At 71.7% G+C, this 17,281-nt stretch carries 16 protein-coding genes; 8 read left to right on the plus strand and 8 right to left on the minus strand.

Translation table 11 applies throughout. The features are described 5' to 3' along the window. Nucleotides 1-253: 253 nt before the first annotated feature. A complete protein-coding gene (locus OG417_RS26555; protein WP_329261598.1) occupies nt 254-1,300 on the plus strand; it encodes a S1 family peptidase in 1,047 nt (348 codons plus the stop codon). Between the two features lie 80 nt (nt 1,301-1,380). On the opposite strand, the gene OG417_RS26560 is transcribed toward OG417_RS26555, so the two are convergent. The 3 genes from OG417_RS26560 to OG417_RS26570 all read right to left on the minus strand — a co-directional run bounded on the left by OG417_RS26560 (nt 1,381) and on the right by OG417_RS26570 (nt 2,573). After that, nucleotides 1,381-1,539, minus strand: a complete 159-nt coding sequence (locus OG417_RS26560; RefSeq protein WP_329261601.1) for a hypothetical protein — start codon at nt 1,537-1,539, stop codon at nt 1,381-1,383. Nucleotides 1,540-1,629: 90 nt separating this feature from the next. Then, on the minus strand, nt 1,630-2,151 hold the full coding sequence (locus tag OG417_RS26565; RefSeq protein ID WP_329261604.1) for a CBS domain-containing protein: 522 nt from the start codon (nt 2,149-2,151) through the stop codon (nt 1,630-1,632). Next, nucleotides 2,148-2,573, minus strand: coding sequence for a pyridoxamine 5'-phosphate oxidase family protein (locus tag OG417_RS26570; protein ID WP_329261607.1), 426 nt, complete (start codon nt 2,571-2,573; stop codon nt 2,148-2,150). The genes OG417_RS26565 and OG417_RS26570 overlap by 4 nt, the downstream gene beginning before the upstream one ends. 220 nt (nt 2,574-2,793) lie before the next feature. Here OG417_RS26570 and OG417_RS26575 point away from each other — a divergent pair, with 220 nt between their 5' ends. The 3 genes from OG417_RS26575 (at nt 2,794) to OG417_RS26585 (ending at nt 7,172) form a co-directional block, all read left to right on the plus strand. After that, nucleotides 2,794-4,506: a GAF domain-containing sensor histidine kinase gene (locus OG417_RS26575; RefSeq protein WP_329261610.1), complete on the plus strand. Its 1,713-nt coding sequence runs from the start codon at nt 2,794-2,796 to the stop codon at nt 4,504-4,506. Nucleotides 4,507-4,660: 154 nt separating this feature from the next. After that, complete coding sequence (locus OG417_RS26580) at nt 4,661-5,521, plus strand: universal stress protein (protein WP_329261613.1); 861 nt, start codon at nt 4,661-4,663, stop codon at nt 5,519-5,521. Nucleotides 5,522-5,672: 151 nt separating this feature from the next. Further along, the gene (locus OG417_RS26585) at nt 5,673-7,172 is read left to right on the plus strand and encodes a nitrilase-related carbon-nitrogen hydrolase (protein WP_329261616.1); all 1,500 of its coding nucleotides are present in this window, start codon (nt 5,673-5,675) and stop codon (nt 7,170-7,172) included. A gap of 1 nt (nt 7,173) precedes the next feature. On the opposite strand, the gene OG417_RS26590 is transcribed toward OG417_RS26585, so the two are convergent. The 3 genes from OG417_RS26590 to OG417_RS26600 form a co-directional block, all read right to left on the minus strand. Next, the gene (locus tag OG417_RS26590; RefSeq protein WP_329261618.1) at nt 7,174-7,980 is read right to left on the minus strand and encodes an HAD-IIA family hydrolase; all 807 of its coding nucleotides are present in this window, start codon (nt 7,978-7,980) and stop codon (nt 7,174-7,176) included. Nucleotides 7,981-8,099: 119 nt separating this feature from the next. Beyond that, on the minus strand, nt 8,100-9,854 hold the full coding sequence (locus OG417_RS26595) for an ATP-binding SpoIIE family protein phosphatase (protein ID WP_329261620.1): 1,755 nt from the start codon (nt 9,852-9,854) through the stop codon (nt 8,100-8,102). After that, nucleotides 9,851-10,519: a class I SAM-dependent methyltransferase gene (locus OG417_RS26600; protein ID WP_329261623.1), complete on the minus strand. Its 669-nt coding sequence runs from the start codon at nt 10,517-10,519 to the stop codon at nt 9,851-9,853. The genes OG417_RS26595 and OG417_RS26600 overlap by 4 nt, the downstream gene beginning before the upstream one ends. 262 nt (nt 10,520-10,781) lie before the next feature. Between OG417_RS26600 and OG417_RS26605 the strand changes: the two genes are divergently transcribed. Together OG417_RS26605 and OG417_RS26610 are read left to right on the plus strand one after the other, a co-directional pair. Continuing rightward, nucleotides 10,782-11,936, plus strand: coding sequence for an RNA-guided endonuclease InsQ/TnpB family protein (locus OG417_RS26605; protein WP_442875730.1), 1,155 nt, complete (start codon nt 10,782-10,784; stop codon nt 11,934-11,936). 117 nt (nt 11,937-12,053) lie between these two features. Beyond that, nucleotides 12,054-12,725 carry a hypothetical protein gene (locus OG417_RS26610; RefSeq protein ID WP_329261626.1) on the plus strand — a complete coding sequence of 224 codons (672 nt, stop codon included), beginning with the start codon at nt 12,054-12,056 and terminating at the stop codon, nt 12,723-12,725. A 33-nt stretch (nt 12,726-12,758) separates the two neighbouring features. Here OG417_RS26610 and OG417_RS26615 read toward each other — a convergent pair whose 3' ends face one another. Further along, nucleotides 12,759-13,283: a hypothetical protein gene (locus OG417_RS26615; RefSeq protein WP_329261629.1), complete on the minus strand. Its 525-nt coding sequence runs from the start codon at nt 13,281-13,283 to the stop codon at nt 12,759-12,761. A 61-nt stretch (nt 13,284-13,344) separates the two neighbouring features. Then, nucleotides 13,345-14,949 carry an adenylate/guanylate cyclase domain-containing protein gene (locus tag OG417_RS26620; protein WP_329261632.1) on the minus strand — a complete coding sequence of 535 codons (1,605 nt, stop codon included), beginning with the start codon at nt 14,947-14,949 and terminating at the stop codon, nt 13,345-13,347. A gap of 129 nt (nt 14,950-15,078) precedes the next feature. Here OG417_RS26620 and OG417_RS26625 point away from each other — a divergent pair, with 129 nt between their 5' ends. Next, on the plus strand, nt 15,079-16,005 hold the full coding sequence (locus OG417_RS26625; protein ID WP_329261635.1) for an aldo/keto reductase: 927 nt from the start codon (nt 15,079-15,081) through the stop codon (nt 16,003-16,005). Between the two features lie 207 nt (nt 16,006-16,212). Continuing rightward, nucleotides 16,213-17,100, plus strand: coding sequence for a hypothetical protein (locus OG417_RS26630; protein ID WP_329261637.1), 888 nt, complete (start codon nt 16,213-16,215; stop codon nt 17,098-17,100). Nucleotides 17,101-17,281: the final 181 nt, after the last annotated feature.

The following is a 17,281-nucleotide window of genomic DNA, read 5'->3' on the forward strand; positions in this document are numbered from 1 at the left end:
CCGCGGGAACGGATGACGGGCGGTGACCCCCGAGGCGAAATGGCCGGATTGGGACGTTCCAACCCCCTTGCGCGGGGTTTACAAGCCTTGTCAGGGTTTCTGATGGCTAGGCAGCCGGTTCTCACCCCCCGCTCCGGCAGCCGCGGGAAATGCCATCGTGTCGGCATGTCCTCGGCCGCCGGGAGCCGAGCGCCAGTGCCCATGCCATCCCGGGGCGCGCCACACGGGCGTGCCCGACGAACTGGGAGGCACGTTGAAGTCCATTCCCCTGACCCGGCGTACCGGTATGGCCGTCGCGGCCGCCGGAGTCCTCGCGATCGCGGTCGTCCCCGCGGCCCATGCGGCGACCCCGAGCCCCACCGCGCAGTCGAAGGTCGCCTCTGACCTGGCCCGGCAGCTCGGGTCCCGTTCCGCCGGCGCGTATCTCGACGCTTCGCACCAGCTGGTCGTCACGGTGACGAACGCGGCCGACGCGAAGACCGTCAAGGCCGCCGGGGCGACACCGAAGACCGTCGCACGTACGGGCGCGCAACTCCAGGCGGCGAAGAAGGCCCTGGACGACGCCGCGGTGCCGGGCACCGCGCGGATGATCGACCCGAAGACGAACCAGGTCGTCGTCGCGGTTGACAGCACTGTCACGGGCGACCGTCTCGGCAAGGTCGAGAAGGCCGCGTCCGCGCAGGGCGCCGCCGTCCGCATCCGGCACGTGAGCGGTGAGTTCCGTCCGCTCATCGGCGGCGGCGACGCCATCTGGGGCAGCGGCTACCGCTGCTCGCTCGGGTTCAACGTGACCACCAGCAGCGGCGCTGCCGGCTTCATCACCGCCGGGCACTGCGGCAACGTGGTCAGTACGTGGTACTCCGACCAGGGCGAGAGCAGCGAGCTCGCCACGACCGGAAAGAGCGTGTTCCCGGGCAACGACTACTCGATCGCCACGTACACGGGCAGCGCCTCACACCCCAGCGAGGTCGACCTGTACAACGGCTCCACGCAGGCGATCAGCGGCGCCGGTGACGCGACGGTCGGCGAGTCCGTCAAGCGCAGCGGCAGCACGACCGGCGTACACGGCGGCACCGTGACCGCCGTCGGCGCGTCGGTGACGTACGAGGAGGGCACGGTCAACGGGCTCATCGACACGAACGTGTGCGCCGAGCCCGGTGACAGCGGCGGCGCGCTGTTCGACGGCGGCACCGCGCTCGGTCTCACCTCCGGCGGCAGCGGCGACTGCAGCTCCGGCGGGGAGACGTTCTTCCAGCCGGTGCCGGCCGCGCTGAGCGCCCTGGGCGCCAGCATCGGCTGAGCCTCCGGTGACGGGACCCCTTCGGCCTGGTCCGGAGGGGTCCTTCGCCGGCCCGGACCGCCGTGCGTAGGCGGGCGACGTCAGCGGACGGGCGGCGGGTCGGTGTGCTCGTGCAGTTCCCGGGAGAGTGCCTGTACGGCGTGCGTGAGAAGAGCCACCTTCGTCTCGAGTTGAAGGATGCGTTCTTCCAGGTGGGCGGCCGAGGGGGCGCGGAACCCGATGTTGATCTGCCGTGTCATCCTGCCTTCTCTCGTTTGCTGAACGGCCCCGCCGGCTCACTCGGCGGCCCCGTCGGGCCCGGCATCGGGGCGCGGCGCGGTGACCGGCGGTCAGCGCGGCGCCCGGCGTCCGCGCGGTGCCGCACCGCCCTCGGCGTACCGGCTCGGCAGCACCGGCTCGATGCGGTACAGCGTCGGGCGTCCCAGGTGGCCCGGCGTCGGCCGGTGCCTGCGCCCCGCGACGGCGGCGACCAGGTCCCGCGCGGTGATCAGTCCGACGAGCCGGTCCTCGCCGTCGGTGACGGCCACGAAGTCCAGTTGGGCGGCGAGCATCGCCCGCGCGGCCGCCGCGACCGAGTCCGAGACGCCGACCTGCGGCATGAGGCGGTGGCCGACGACCGTGCTCACCGGCATGCGCATGCGGTCCGGCCCGCCGCCGTCCCACGCGGCGGCCATCGTCTCGGCGTCCAGGACGCCGATGCAGTGACCGTCGGTGCTGACCACCGGCACGTGGTGATACCCGCCCTGGCGCATGAGTTCCCACGCCATGAGCGTGGTCTCCTCGGCCGCGACGGTGAGCACCTCGGTGGACATCACGTCGCCGACGAGGTTCTCCTCGAAGCTCGAGGTCATCGTGTGGCCTCCAGATAGGTCGGGTGGATCCGCCGTCCGCTGACGTACTCGCCGCGAATGCGGATGAAGTAGCCGAGGCCTCCCGGGGCCCACGATCTCAGCGGGAGCCGGGAGAGGCGCTCGATCTCGGTGGCGACGCGGACGACCCGTGCTTCCCCGATCACGGTGACCGACCAGCCCGAGCGGCTGCCCGGCTCGAAGGCGTCGGTCTCGAAGGCGACGACCGCACCGCGGGCCGAGACCAGCTTCGAGCCCGGCGGCATCGAGATGATCACGTCGTCGCCGTCGAACACGAAGTGGACCGGCTCGATCGCGGGCAGCGCACGGTCGGTGAAGACCACCCGGCCGAGCGTCACGGACCGCATCAGCGCCAGGCAGTCGTCGCGATCAAGGACCTCGATCCCGTTCGCGTCGAGTCTCATGGCTCGATACTCCCCGGGGGCCCGATCGGCGGGCAGGGGCGAAGGTCCCGGACGGGCCCGCCATTCCTCCGCATCGGGCCCCGATGGGGAGGACCTTCGCCTGGGTAGGACCTGGAGCGGTCCTGCCGAAATGCCGCCTGACCTCGTCTTTCATACTGGTCTGAGCAGGACTTGCCGGTCGGGGGCAGGACGTTGACGCGGAGGACGGGAGGCATGCGCCGTGCGCCCTGAAGGGCGGCCCGGGGACGATCGCGCGGGCAGGGTGCTGCCGCAGCTACGGCTGGACGATCTTCTCGCCGAACTGCAGTCGCGGGTGGCGGCGGTGCTCGCCACCCGGGACCGGGTCCACGCGCTCCTCGACGCGGTCGTCTCGATCGAGAGCGATCTGGAGCTGGACACCGTGCTGCACCGGATCGTCGAGGCGGCGGCCACGCTGGTCGACGCCCGGTACGGAGCGCTCGGGGTGATCGGCCAGGACGACCGGCTGTCGCGGTTCGTGACCGTCGGCATCAGCGAGGAGGAGATCAAGGCGATCGGCTCCTGGCCGACGGGCCAGGGCATCCTCGGCCTGCTGATCAAGGAACCGGCGTCGATCCGGCTGGCCGACCTTTCCACGCATCCGGCCTCGTCGGGGTTCCCGCCCGCCCATCCGCCGATGCGCCGGTTCCTGGGCGTGCCCGTACGCGTGCGCGACGAGGTGTTCGGCAACCTCTACCTGACCGAGAAGGCCGGCGGCGGAGAGTTCGACAAGGACGACGAGAGCGTGGTCGCCGCCCTCGCCACGGCCGCCGGTGTGGCGATCGAGAACGCCCGTCTCTACGAGGAGGCCCGGCGGCGCGAACGCTGGCGGGAGGCCTCGGCCGAGGTGTCCACCTCGCTGCTGTCCGGTACCGCGCCGGCCGAGGTGCTCACCCTGGTGGCGCGGCGCGCCCGGGAGATCTGTGACGCCGGCTACGCCATGGTGGCGCTCGCGGAGGGGGAGGAGCTCACGGTCCAGGCGGCCGAGGGGGAGCACGCCGACGCGCTCGCCGGGCGCCGGCTGCGGATCGATGACGTGCTGGCCGGGCGGGTGTTTCGCACCGGCGAGTCGCTGCTGCTGGCCGACGCCGGGGAGGCCGCCCGCGAGGTGAGGTCACCGCCGCCCGTGCCGCTGGAGGCCGTCCTGATCGTCCCCATGGGGACCGGACGGGAGGTGCGCGGCGTGCTGGCGGTGGCCAACGCTCCGGGCCGCCCGGCCTTCACCAGGTCCGCCCAGCGGCTGCTGGAGGCGTTCGCCGCCCAGGCGGCGGTCGCCATCGAGCTGGCCGAACGCCGTCGCGACGCGGAGCGCCTCGTCCTGCTGGAGGACCGGGACCGGATCGCCAAGGACCTGCACGACACCGTCATCCAGCGGCTGTTCGCCACGGCCATGACGCTGATGAGCGCGATGAAGATGACCGACCGGCCCGACGTCGCCGTACGGGTCCAGCGCGCGGTCGACGACCTCGACGAGACGATCCGCCAGATCCGCTCGACGATCTTCGCGCTGCAGGCGGTGCCCGGCGCCCATCCCGCACTGCGCGAACGGATCCTGGAGGTCGTCCAGGGGGCCACGGAGAGCCTGGGATTCGCGCCCGCCGTACGCCTGGAGGGCCTGCTGGACACCGCGGTGAGCGCCGAGACCGGCGAACATCTGGTCGCCGTGCTCCAGGAGGCCCTGTCCAACGTCGTACGGCACGCGCACGCGCGCCACGTGCACGTCACGGTCGACGCCGGCGACTCCCTGGTGCTCGTGGTCGAGGACGACGGCACCGGCATCCCGCCGTGCGGCCGGCGCAGCGGCCTGCGCAACCTCGCCGAACGTGCCCGCGCCCTCGGCGGCTCCTTCGAGATTCGCGACCGGGAGGGCGGCGGGAGCGTCCTGGACTGGCGGGTCCCGCTGGGCCGCGACTGACCCGGGTGCCTCCGGCCGAGGCGAGCGAACCCGGACGGACCTCATATAGGGGACTTTCGACCTCTTTCTGACGTCCGGTCGCCGCCGAGACGCTGGGGGAAGCAGCCGCGGCGGCCGACGGGGCCCCGCCGCGCGCCGACCACCAGGAGACATCATGATCCAGCCGATCGTCGTCGGAACAGACGGCTCGTCCCGAGCCGACCTCGCCGTGGAATGGGCCGCGGACGAGGCGACCCTGAGACGCCGGCCGCTGCACATCGTGCACGCGGCCGAACGCTGGGACCACGACATGCCGTTCTACACGGTGCCCGGGACCTGCGAGTCACTGACGGAGACGGGCGAGCACGTGCTCGCCGAGGCCGTCGAACGCGCCGCCAAGGCCCGTCCCGGCCTGCCGGTCACCAGCGAACTGGTCTTCGACGCGCCCGTACGCGCGCTGCGGTCACAGGGCCGGCGCGCGGGCGAGATCGTGGTCGGCCATCGCGGGCTCGGCGGATTCGCCGGGATGCTGCTCGGCTCCACCGGACTGCGGCTCGCCGCCCACGTCCCGGTCCCGACGATCGTCGTGCGCGGCGAGGCCCGGGAGCGCCAGCACGAAGTGCTCGCCGGCGTGGACCTGTCGGAGGACACCGAGGCGTCCGGTGCGTCCAAGGCGTCCGAGGCGGTGCTCCGGTACGCGTTCGAGGCCGCGGCGCTGCGCGACGCGTGGGTCCACGTCGTACACGCCTGGCAGGTACCCGCCATGCTGCCCACCGTCTCGGTGTGCGAGGCCGAGGCCGTGACCCGTGACCGCCTCGACGACGCGCTCGCCCCCTGGCGGGCGCGTTATCCGGATGTCGGCGTGGTCGAGCAGACGCCCCGTGCGCACCCGGTGGCCGCGCTCACGGCCTGCTCCTCCCGCGCCGTCCTCCTCGTCATCGGGCCCGGCCGCCGCGAGACCCGGCTCGGTTCCGTGGGTCACGGCGTCATCCACCACGCCGACTGCCCCGTCGCCCTCGTCGGCCTCCCGGGGTGACCGGCTGCGGCGGCGTACGGGCCGGCGTCGCCCGCGGCCCGGCCGCGGATGGCCCGCGCGAGTGAGGTCGTGTTCATACTTCCCGGCGATGTCCGACCAGGCCGACGCGAGAAGGATCGACGCCGTTCCCCTCGCGAAAGGAGACTGGTCGGTGGTCGCGAAGAGTCGGTCGGTCGTCGCTGTTGCCGGGGTCACGGTGGCGTCGGCACTGCTGTTCCATTTCGGTACCGGTCTGCGGCCGGTGCCCTGGCTCACCTGGCTCGCGCCGTTTCCGGTGCTGATGCTCGCACCGCGGGTGCGCGCACGCACCGCGTTCGGCGCCGCCGCCGTCGCGTGGCTGGGCGGCGAGACGGCGATGTGGGGGTACTTCCTCGGCACCGTACGGATACCGCCGCCCATGGTCGTCCTCATCATCGTCGGCTCGGCCCTGCTCTTCGGGCTCGTGGTCCTGCCGACGCGGGCGCTGCTGCTGCGGGGGCGGCCCCTGCTGGCGGCCGCCGCCTTCCCGGCGGGCTGGGTCACCGTGGAGTACACGGTGTCGCTGACGGCGCCGAACGGCGCCTGGTGGAGCCTGGCCTACAGCCAGGCCGGTGTCCTGCCCGTCCTGCAGACCGTGTCGATCACCGGCGTGTGGGGCGTCACCTTCCTCGTCATGGGAGTGCCGGCCGCGGTGGCGGCCCTGTTCGCACCGGACGCGAAGGGACGGCTGCGCGTGGCCGTGGCCGCGGCGACGGTCCTGGTCCTGGCGCTGGGGTACGGCGGGTGGCGGCTACGTTCCCCGGACGGCCGGCAGACCGAACGGGCGGCGCTGGTGTCGACCGACCGGACGATCGATCCGGTCTCCGTGGACACCCGCGCCGGCCGGGACCTGCTCGACGCGTACACCGCTCGGATCCGCTCCCTGACCGCGCCCCACATCCGCGTGGTGGTGCTCCCCGAGAAGGTGTTCATGGCGGATGACGCGAGCCTGCCCGCGCTCACGGGTCCCCTGTCCCGCCTCGCGGTCGAGCGGCACGCCGACATCATCGCCGGGCTGGTCCTCAGGCGGGGCGGCGCGCTGTACAACGTGGCGGTCGACCTCCCGCCCGACGGCGGACGCCCGGTCACCTACGTGAAGCGGCATCTGGTCCCCGGTGCTGAAAGCGCCCTCACGCCGGGTGACGGAACCGCCTTCGTGCCCGGCACCGGCACGCGCTGGGCCATCGCCATCTGCTTCGATCTGGACTTCCCCGGCCTCGTACGCGACTACCGAGGCAGGGGGGCCACCGCGCTGTTCGCGCCGGCCTGGGACTTCACCGACGACGCGTGGCTGCACAGCCGGATGGCGGTGACCCGCGGGGTCGAGAACGGCATGACCGTGGTGCGCGCCTCGCGGCAGGGCGCGCTGACGGTGAGCGACCCGCACGGTCGCGTACGGGCGGAGGCGCGTACGTCCGGCGCGTCGATCGTCTCCGTCACCGCCGACCTGCCGACGCGCGCGGTCGCCACGCTGTACACGCGGCTCGGCGACTGGTTCGCGTGGGCCTGCGCTCTGCTGTTCGTCGCCGCGGCCGCGCTGTCATACCTCGCCCGGGCCGGCCGGACCGGGAGCGGCGAGACGCACCGGACCGGCGCGCGTCGGCCGGGCGTTCGCCCGAACGCGCCCGTCTGAGTCACGGAACCTCCGGCCCCGGCTCGTCGTCGACCATGTCCACGAGGTCGGCGATCGAGTCGGTGATGCGTGACGGGCGGAAGGGGAAGCGGTCGACGTCGCCCGCCTGGGTCACGCCGGTGAGGACGAGGATCGTGTAGAGGCCCGCCTCCATGCCCGAGACGACGTCGGTGTCCATCCGATCGCCGATCATGGCCGTCGTCTCCGAGTGGCCGCCCACGGTGTTGAGGGCGCTGCGCATCATCAGCGGGTTCGGCTTGCCGACGAAGTAGGGCGTGACGTTGGTGGCCTTGGTGATCAGCGCGGCGACCGCCCCCGTCGCGGGGAGGGAGCCCTCGGCCGACGGGCCGATCGGGTCCGGGTTGGTCGCGATGAACCGCGCGCCGGCGTCGATGAGGCGGATCGCCCGGGTGATCGAGGTGAAACTGTACGTACGGGTCTCGCCGAGGACGACGTAGTCGGGATCGATGTCGGTCAGGACGTACCCGACCTCGTGCAGCGCGGTCGTCAGCCCCGACTCGCCCAGCACGAAGGCCGACCCGTGCGGCCGCTGGTCGTTTAGGAACTGCGCGGTCGCCAGCGCGGAGGTGTAGATCGACTCGACCGGGACGTCGAGACCGGCCGCTCGCAGCCGTACGTGAAGGTCCCGGGGCGTGTAGATCGAGTTGTTCGTCAGGACGAGGAACCGTCGCCCGGCCTTGGTCAGCCGCTCCAGGAACTCCCGCGCCCCGGGCACCGGCTGGCCCTCGTGGACCAGGACGCCGTCCATGTCCGTCAACCAGCATTCGATCTTTCTGCGCTCACTCATGCGCTCAATATCCCGCAATAACGTGAACGGGCGGTATGCCGGGTCAGGGGTCCGCGGTGATGGCAGACGCCGTTTCGCTCGCCGGGTTCCTCGCCCGCCGGGTTCCTCGCCCGGCGACGTCACAGCGCGAGCTCGAACCAGACCGCCTTGCCCGCCGCCGTGTGGCTCGCGCCCCACCGGCTGGAGAGCTTGTCGACGAGGTAGATGCCGCGCCCGGACTCGTCGTCGTCGCCGGGTTCGCGCAGGACGGGCAGGTGGGGGTCGTCGTCGGTGACCTCGCACAGCAGTGTCTCGGTGCGGAGTAACCGCATGGTGATCGGGCGCGTGGTGTAGCGGATCGCGTTGGTGACGAGCTCGGTGGCGAGGAGGGAGGCGGCGTCGATCTGGTCCTCCAGCCCCCAGCCGGAGAGCGTGCTGGCGATCAGTCCCCGTGCGTGGCGTGCCGCCTGCGCGTGCGGACGCATGATCCAGTTGGCGACGCCGGCGCTCGGGATACCGTCGAACCGTGCGATGAGGAGCGCGACGTCGTCCTCCCGTTCGCCGGTGCGCAGGGCGCGCAGGACGTTCTCGCACAGGTCGTCGGGCGGGTCGGACACCTTCGTCAGGCTCTCGCGCAGCGCGTCGAGGCCCTCGGTGATGTCCAGGCCGCGCGTCTCGACCAGGCCGTCGGTGCACAGCGCGATCAGCGTGCCGTCCGGCGCGGGCACCTCGATCGTCTCGAACGCGACGTTGCCGACGCCGAGCGGCACGCCGGCCGGCACCGGGACCAGTTCCGTACGGCCGTCGGCGTAGGCGAAGACCGGAGGGACGTGCCCGGCGTTCGCGATCGCGCAGCGCCGGGCGACCGGGTCGTACACGCAGTAGACGCACGTGGCGAGGAACTGTTCGCCGGCCTGCCCGACGGTCTCCTCGAACAGCTGGTCGAGGTGGCGCAGCACCTGGTCCGGGGGAGGGTCGAGGGCGGCGAGCGTGCGCACGGCGGTACGGAGCTGGCCCATCGTGGCGGCCGAGTGCACGCCGTGCCCCATGACGTCGCCGACGATGAGCGCGACCCGGCTGCCCGGCAGCGGGACGGCGTCGAACCAGTCGCCGCCGACCTGCGCGGCCGGGTTGCCCGGCAGGTAGCGGTAGGCGATCTCCACGCCGGGCAGCCGCGGCGGGTGCTTGGGCAGCATGCTGCGCTGGAGCGCGTCCGCGACGCGCGCCTCCCGCTGGTACAGCAACGCCTTGTGCGCGCCGAGCGCCGCCTGGTCGGCCATCAGCGTGGCGGTCAGCACGTCGGTCTCGTCGAAGCCGGGACGCCCGGCCGAGCGCAGCAGCACCGCGAACCCGAGCAGGTGCCGGCCCGCCCGGAGAGGGACGACGATGAGCGACCCGGGCGCCGCCGCGGGCAGGAGGCAGCCGACGTCGTCGTAGCCGCCGGAACCGGCGCGCCCGGGCCCGGTGGCGTCCCCGCTGCCGGAATCCGTGCCGTCCGGGCCGGGATCGGGCCACACGACGAGCTGCCCGCTGGTGACGCTGGCCGCGAACGGGCCGGTCAGCTCGGAGACGGCGACCTTGCCGACGAGCGCGTGAGCCGCCGGGGCGCCACCCCGGCCGTCCGGCCGGGCGGGGGCGGAGTGGCAGGCGACCTTGCGTAACACGCCGTCCGACGGCGCACCGGGCGACTCGGGCGGGTCGCCGTCGGTGAGCACCACCTCGTACAGGTAAGCCGCGGCGAGGTCGGCGACGCGCGGCACCGCCGTCTCGCAGAGGGAGGTCATGACCTGTGTCAGCTCCAGGTCACCGCCGATCCGCACCGTCGCGGCGTGCAGGAAGGCGAGATGCTCGTGTACGTCGGACGGGTCCGGCCGCCCGTGGCCCCGCCACCTCACCGAAGGCCGTCGCGGCGGCAGAACAGGAACAGCTGCACCTCGGGCAGGAGCTCGGCGCTGGCCGGAGCGTACGTCAGGTGGCGCAGCTCGGTGACCTCGAACCCCGCCTCGGCGACGAGCGCCACCAGTTCGTCGCGCATGTACCCGGTCACGCGTACGGGACTGCCGAGGAACTGGATCGGCGTGTCGTCCAGGTCCGCCTCCACCATGCCGAGCACGAAATGACCTCCCGGCTCGAGCAGGTCGTGAATGTTCCTGAGCGCGAGAGGGATCTCCGCCCGCGGCAGCATCAGCAGCGAGAAGAACGCGACGACTGCCGCGAATTCCCCCAAAGACGCATCAAGCTCCTCAATAGGGCGGCGGAGGAATTCCGCTTCCGGCACGTCCCGGCGGGCCAGCCGGAGCATCTCCTCGGAGATGTCGATCCCGACCACCGAGTGACCGGCGTCGGCGAGCTGCCGCGCGGTCGGTGAGCCCGTGCCGCATCCGGCGTCGAGGATCCGCGCCCGGGGCGGGAGCAGGTCGAGCAGCCGGTGCACGGCCGAGAGCTGCCCGTCCTTGTGCGGGAACGCCTCGTCGTAGCGCTCCCCGATCCGGTCGAACGCCCAGGCCTGAGCGGTCTGCCGATCGGCCTGGAAACCCAAGACGTGCGGAGCCTGGGTCATCACACCGTCCCTCCTCGCCCTCCGGCTGCGTCGAGCGTGGTGCCTATTCAACACGTCCTCGCGAGGAGTCGCGGCCGTTCACGGCCGGAGGAATCGCATCCAAGAAGTCCCGATAGCCGCCTGGCAGTGGTCCGGGAGGCTGTCGGTCGGTCCGGGTATTTGTGGCTTTTGAGGGCATAGGGGAGCTGGACAATGCTCTGTCGCGGCGTATTTTCCGGGGTTGGAAGCGCATCGTGGCGGGGTCGGCAATATGATGCAGGTCGTGAAGCTGGTGGTGCAGGTGAAGCTGCTCCCGGATGAGGCGACCGAAATGGCCTTGCGGGAGACGTTGCGTTCGTGTAACGCCGCAGCGAATCTCGCCTCCCGTCGCGCTTTCGACACTGGTGTCATGGGGAAGACGTCTTTGCAGCGTCTGGTTTACGGTGAGCTGAAGCAGTTGGGGTTGTCGGCTCAGCCGGCGATCCACGCGGTTCGGAAGGTCGCGGGGGCTTATGCGGCGTTGAAGGCGAATCTGAAGGCGGGGAACTACGGTCCCGAAGGCTCCAGGCGGCGCGTCAAAGCAGAGAGCGCGCCGGTCCGGTTCCGTAAGGACGCCGCCCAACCGTTCGATGATCGTTGCTTGTCCTGGCAGCTCGATGCCCGCACGATCTCGATCTGGACCGTCCACGGCCGCTCGGGCCGTATCGGGTTCCAGTGCTCCCCCGAGCAGATGAAGCTGCTGACCGAGTTTCGGCGTGGGGAGTCGGATCTGGTGTTCCGGAGCGGGAACTGGTACCTGTACGCGACCTGCGACATCCCCGAACCTGACACACGTGAACCGAAGAAGGGTTTTCTCGGCGTCGATCTCGGTATTGCGAACATCGCCGTCACCTCCGACGGCACCGTCCACGCCGGCAAACGCCTCAACCAGGTCCGGCACCGCAACCGCCGCCTCCGCCAACGTTTACAGAAGAAAGGCACCAAGTCCGCGAAACGGCTGTTGCGGAAGCTGTCGAGCCGGGAAGCGCGTTTCGCGGCCGACACCAACCATTGCATCTCCAAGAAGCTGGTGACCGAGGCTGAACGCACCTGTCGCGGCATCGCCCTGGAAGATCTGGGCGGTATCCGCGAGAGGGTACGGCTCCGCAAGCCCCAGCGGGTCACCCTGCATTCGTGGAGCTTTGCCCAACTCGGCGGCTACATCTCCTACAAGGCGGCGCGTGCCGGGGTGCCGGTGGTGTTCGTGGACCCTCGCTACACCTCCCAGGGGTGCAGCGGGTGCGGCCACGTCAGTAAGAAGAACCGGCCTGATCAGGCCACCTTCGCCTGCATGTCGTGCGGCTTCGCTGAGCACGCCGACATCAACGCAGCCCGCAACATCGCCGCGCGTGGTGTGGCGGGCTGGGCAGTGAGTCACGCTGCCGACGACGCGGCCTGACCCGTACCCGCCAGGTACAGGCCAGAGCTGCGAGCTCGGCCCTTCTTTCAGGATCGAGAAGCTGACCACGGATTCCGGCGCAAGCACGGCCGCACGGTCGCCGTCAGACGCCTCGACGTGGATATCGCGAATCTCGTCGTCTCCGCCGCCGACCAGGCGGTCTACGCGCGAATGATCGAGCGCCACGGGCAGCGTTCACTCGTGCTGGCGACCACGGACCTGCGGACCGGCCGGACCACGCTCGGTGAGCCCGCGTCCGTCCCGCTGCTCGATCTGGCCGGGACCGACTCCCGAGGCCGCGTGTACGCCCGCACGCCCGACGGCGTCGCCGCCCTCGACCCGGCCGGCCGTACGCTGTGGCGACTCCGTCCGCAGGGCGCCGTCACCGTCCGGGAGAAGGAACATCTGGTCATCGCGTACGGCGACGATCCCGGCCGGCTCACGCTCGTCGGCTACGATGCCGCCGGCGCCCCTCGGCGAACCTCGTCCGTGCGCCTGGATCCGGCCGTCACGGAGAACAGGACGGTCCGGCTCGTCGCCGTCGAGGAAGGGGACCGGTTCGTGTTCCACGTCGCCATGAGGGAACGCCTTCCCGGGCGTCTCATCACCACGACCGCCGACGGGCGCCTGCTGGCGGACGTCGACGATCCCGATGCCGTTGCCCGCACGCTCCCTGCCATCGAGAGCAGGATCGATCTCGCCATGTCGGCGGTGACCCCGGAGGGTGCGGTGCTGATCCCGTTCAGCGACGTCGGTGGCTACCGGATCCTCCGCCTTGAGCCGAGCTGAGGTCCGGACCGTCTGCCGTTCCCGATCACGAGGTCACGGATCCAAGGCGGACAGGACCACGCGGGGCCGGGCTTTGTCGGATTCGTCCACCGCCACCTGACGTTCGAACCGCCCGGTGGAGGTCGGGGACTCACCGTAATAGCGCGGATGGGAAAAGGACACCGACCCGAATCCGCAGCTCGGGCCCTCCACCGCCGCGGGAACTTCGCCGTCCGAGCCGTCCGCCGTGTCGGTGCGGGGCAGGCCTGCTGTGGCCAGGAAGGCGTGCAACCCGGACGCGGTGGTCTGGAAGGACAGTCGCAGGCTGTACTCGCCGAAGAGCGGATGCAGGTCGGAGGAGAAGCGCAGGTCCTTCGCATCCGCCGGGATCGTGACTCCGAAGTGCCCGGCGACCTCGGCCAGGGAGACGTTGCTGCCCGGACAGGCCCGCGGATCGCGCACGTCCGGCCCGTGAGGGTCCCAGGTCAGCACGCGCCAGACGATGAAGATCGCCCCCACCAGGAGGAGGGCGGCGCACGCGGTCGCCGTTAACAGGCAGCCGCGACGAGGCAGGGACATCCGTGCTCCGATCGCTGCGTGTCGCGGAAGAATACCGGGCCGCTCGGGCGGTCGTTCCGGCCTACTTGCGGTGGTTGAGGATGCGCAGGACCCGCTGGATCCCCCGCGGGGGCGGCGGGCCGAACGGCGAGGCGAGGCGGGTACGGGCGGGGCGGCCGCGCAGGGTCACCGTGTTGCCCAGGCGCCAGCGGGACGCCTCGCCGTCGTGCGCCGCGCGGACCACCGTGGCCGACGCCAGGAGGCGTTCGTCGGTGCTCTTGGCCAGGTCGCTCAGCCGGGCGGCCTCGTTGACCGGGTCGCCGATGACGGTGTACTCCAGCCGCTGTTCCGCGCCGATGTGCCCGGCCACGACCTGTCCCGAGGACACCCCGATGCCCGCGTGCAGCTGGGGCAGCTCGGCCCGCAGCCGGTGGGACAGCTTGCGTGCGGCGGCGAGCGCCTGACCGGCCGGGTCCTCCAGGGGCTGCGGCGCGCCGAAGACGGCCAGCGCCGCGTCGCCCTGGAACTTGTTGATCAGGCCGCCGTGCGCGGACACGACCTCGACGACGATGCCGAAGTACGCGTTGAGCAGGCCGACCACCTCGCCGGGCGGACGGGTCGCGGCCAGCCGCGTCGAGCCCTTGAGGTCGGCGAAGATGACGGCCGCCTCGCAGACCTCGCCGCCGAGGGCGACGCCGTGTTCGAGCGCGTGCCGGGCGACGTCCTCGCCGACGTGCCGGCCGAACAGGTCGCGGATCCGCTCGTTCTCGCGCAGGCCGGCGGCCATGTGGTTGAACCCGGCCTGCAGGCCGCCCAGCTCGCCCGCGTCGTACACGGGAACGGACGCCTGCAGGTCGCCGCGTTCGACCCGGGCCAGGCCCTCCCGTACCGACCGGACCGGGTCGGCGACCGCCCGCGCGGCGATGTAGGTGACCTCGAACCCGACCAGCAGCGCCACCCCGCCGAGGACGAGGATCGTGACCGCGAGCTGCGTCAGCGACATGCCGCTCACCACCAGGGCGGCCACCGCGGTGATGACCAGGCCGAGCAGGGGCACACCGGTGCCGAGCGCCCAGGCCAGCATGGTGCGCGGCGTGATGCCGAACCATCCGTCGCGCGGGGTCGCGCGCGACGCCATCACGACGGCCGCGAACGGCCGCAGCAGGCGTTCGGCGAGCAGGTAGACGATCGCGCAGGTGGTGATGGCGCCGAGCAGGGTGATCATGCTCACCTTGAGCGCGAGCAGCGGAGAGTAGGCCAGGTCGATGGCGGCCCACCCGGCGGCTCCGCACCCCCACAGCGTCGCCTGCATCACCATCAGCCGCAGCGGCCCGCGCAGCACCGCGCGGCGTTCGGTCTCGGACGGCTCCCCGTCGTGGGCGGCGAAGGTGCGCAGCGGCCGGCACAACCGCCACCCCCACACGATCCCGAACGGCGCGCCGAACACCACGTACGAGGAGAACACCACCAGATTGACCAGGCGCACGCGCGCGGGGTCGGACAGCCCCGGCGGGTCGGGCATCACGAAGGTCGAGAACACCAGGACGAACAGCGCACCGGCGAGGTTGGCGCCGCCGACCGCGATGATGAGCATCCACCGCGTACGGCGTTCGAGGTCGGCGCGAGAGACGCCGGTCGGCCCGTCGAGCCACGCCCGGAGCCGCTCGGCCTGCTGCCTGCCGCCCACCGCCATCCCTCCCGTCGCGGGACATTCGGGGACACTAGTGTTACCGAAAGCCGGTCGGCCGACGACGGTGGGCATCCGATTGGCCGGGAAACCCGGAAGAACATGGTGAGAATCGGGGGAACGGTACGCATGCGGATGGGCATCGGGCTGGCGGCCCTGGGCAGGCCCGCCTACATCAACCTCGGCCGCGAGGGCGCGCTGCCCGCGGAGCGTACGGTCGAGGCGATGCGGGCCGCGACCTGGGAGGTGCTCGACGCCGCGTACGCGGCCGGGGTCCGGTGGATCGACGCCGCGCGGTCCTACGGCCGGTCGGAGGAGTTCCTCGCGGGCTGGCTGGACGAGCGCGGGCACACCGACGTCACGGTCTCCAGCAAGTGGGGGTACGCCTACGTCGGCGGCTGGCGTACCGACGCCGGGGTGCACGAGGTCAAGGAGCACTCCCTGGACCGGTTCCGCGCGCAGCTCGCCGAGACGCGGGCGCTCCTCGGTGACCGGCTCGACGTGTACCAGGTGCACTCCCTGACCGCCGACAGCTCTCTCTTCGGCGACGCCGCGCTGCTCGACGCCCTGGCGGAGCTGGCCGCCGAGGGCGTGCGCGTCGGGTTCTCCACCTCCGGGCCCGCCCAGGCCGAGACCGTGCGCCGGGCGCTCGCGCTGCAGGTCGCCGGGCGGCGTCTGTTCACGACGGTCCAGTCGACGTGGAACGTCCTGGAGTCCTCCGCCGGCGAGGCGCTGGCCGAGGCGCATGACGCCGGAGTGCACGTCATCGTCAAGGAGGGGCTGGCCAACGGCCGCCTGGCGGCCGAGCCGCCCGAGACCGTACGGCGCGTGGCGGCCGGGCGCGGCCTGACCGCGGACACGGTCGCGCTGGCGGCGGTCCTCGCGAGGCCGTGGGCGGACACGGTGCTGTCCGGGGCGGTCAGCGTGCAGCAGATCCGCACGAACCTCGCGGCGGAGTCCATTCCCCTCGAACCGGGCGAATTGCGCGATTTGTCCGCTCTGGCCATGTCGTCTGACGCATATTGGCAGGCCAGAGCCGCGCTGCCCTGGAACTGAGGCCGACCGAAACGTGAGGTCGTCGCCTATGGTCGGGTGAATGTCGGGACATGGTCGTTTCCATGCGCGAATATGACTCTTGATACCCGATGAGTAACCCGCGATCATCGGGGCCCGTGAGACGAGGAAACCCGATGTCGATTCGACGCCGCTCGGAAGGCCCGGCGCATGGGTGCCGCTGACATCAAGGGAGCCATCCTTGCGGCGATGGCGACGATCATCTATTACCTGGGGTTCATCGTCTTCCGGGTCGCGGCGAACCGCATGCCCGTGCTGCGCGGCACCCGTCCGCTGCGGCTGATCAGGTACACCTACACGAACTGGCTCTGGCTCACCGGCCTGGTCATCGTTCTGTCGGGCGTCGCCACGCAGGTCGAGGCGCTGACGATGCTGCCGCTCAGCCTGGCCGAGCCGATCTTCGTCGCCAGCCTGGCGTTCATCCTCTTCTACGCCGGCGTGTTCTTCCGCGAACGGCTGACCGGCCGCGAGTGGTCCAGCATCGCGCTGTTCGGGGTCGCGACCGTGTGCATCGGCGTCTCCAACGGAGACCGCGAGGTGCTGACCAACAGCGTCGCCGGCCCCGCCGTGCTGGCCGCCGTGGTCGTCCCGGGCGTCCTGATCAGCGCGGTGGTGCTGGTCGGCGGCGACGTGCGCGCGTTCGGCCGGCACGCCCGGCCGCTCGCCGGGGTCGCGTACGGGTTCGGGTCCGGCATCAGCCTCGGCATCTCCGAGCTGGCGATCAAGGGTGTCGCCTCGGTCTACAGCACGCACGGCCTGGCCGCCGCCGCGTACACGACGCCGTATCCGTACGTCGCGGTCGGGATGGCGGTGTTCGGACTGGCCCAGCTGCAGATCGGGCTGCAACGATGCCGGATGTCGATCGTCGTGACGGTGCTGACCGTGGCGGCGAAGACGGAGCTGGCGCTGTTCGGGCCGCTGCTCTACAAGGAGCCCTGGCCGGCCGACCGGCTCCTGATGGTGCTGCGACTCGGCGGGTTCGGCCTGGCACTGGTGGCCCTGGTGCTGTTCCCCCGGCACGAGACCGCCCAGGAGCCGACCGGCCTCCCCGTGCTCGCCACCCGCGAACGCGCCTGAGAACGAGAGCCACCCGCCAACGATCCTCGGCGTGCCGGCCCGTCCGCGGTCTCCGGACACAGCGAGCCAGTGCCCTCGGGAGGCGAGCGGCTGGCGTCCTCGGGAGGCGAGCGGCTGGCATCCTCGGGCGAGCGGGCGGGTCGGTGTGCTCGGGTGAGCGGGCGGGTCGGTGTGCTCGGGT

This window comes from Actinoallomurus sp. NBC_01490 (genome assembly GCF_036227085.1).
In the GTDB taxonomy this organism is placed as follows: Bacteria; Actinomycetota; Actinomycetes; order Streptosporangiales; family Streptosporangiaceae; genus Actinoallomurus; species Actinoallomurus oryzae.

What these genes read in the sequence shown, in the direction of transcription:
- OG417_RS26615 (WP_329261629.1), bottom strand. Translation starts at nt 13,283, where the DNA reads ATGTCCCTGCCTCGTCGCGGCTGCCTGTTAACGGCGACCGCGTGCGCC.
- OG417_RS26570 (WP_329261607.1), bottom strand. Translation starts at nt 2,573, where the DNA reads ATGAGACTCGACGCGAACGGGATCGAGGTCCTTGATCGCGACGACTGC.
- OG417_RS26580 (WP_329261613.1), top strand. Translation starts at nt 4,661, where the DNA reads ATGATCCAGCCGATCGTCGTCGGAACAGACGGCTCGTCCCGAGCCGAC.
- OG417_RS26560 (WP_329261601.1), bottom strand. Translation starts at nt 1,539, where the DNA reads ATGACACGGCAGATCAACATCGGGTTCCGCGCCCCCTCGGCCGCCCAC.
- OG417_RS26625 (WP_329261635.1), top strand. Translation starts at nt 15,079, where the DNA reads ATGCGGATGGGCATCGGGCTGGCGGCCCTGGGCAGGCCCGCCTACATC.
- OG417_RS26590 (WP_329261618.1), bottom strand. Translation starts at nt 7,980, where the DNA reads ATGAGTGAGCGCAGAAAGATCGAATGCTGGTTGACGGACATGGACGGC.
- OG417_RS26565 (WP_329261604.1), bottom strand. Translation starts at nt 2,151, where the DNA reads ATGACCTCGAGCTTCGAGGAGAACCTCGTCGGCGACGTGATGTCCACC.
- OG417_RS26600 (WP_329261623.1), bottom strand. Translation starts at nt 10,519, where the DNA reads ATGACCCAGGCTCCGCACGTCTTGGGTTTCCAGGCCGATCGGCAGACC.
- OG417_RS26630 (WP_329261637.1), top strand. Translation starts at nt 16,213, where the DNA reads ATGGCGACGATCATCTATTACCTGGGGTTCATCGTCTTCCGGGTCGCG.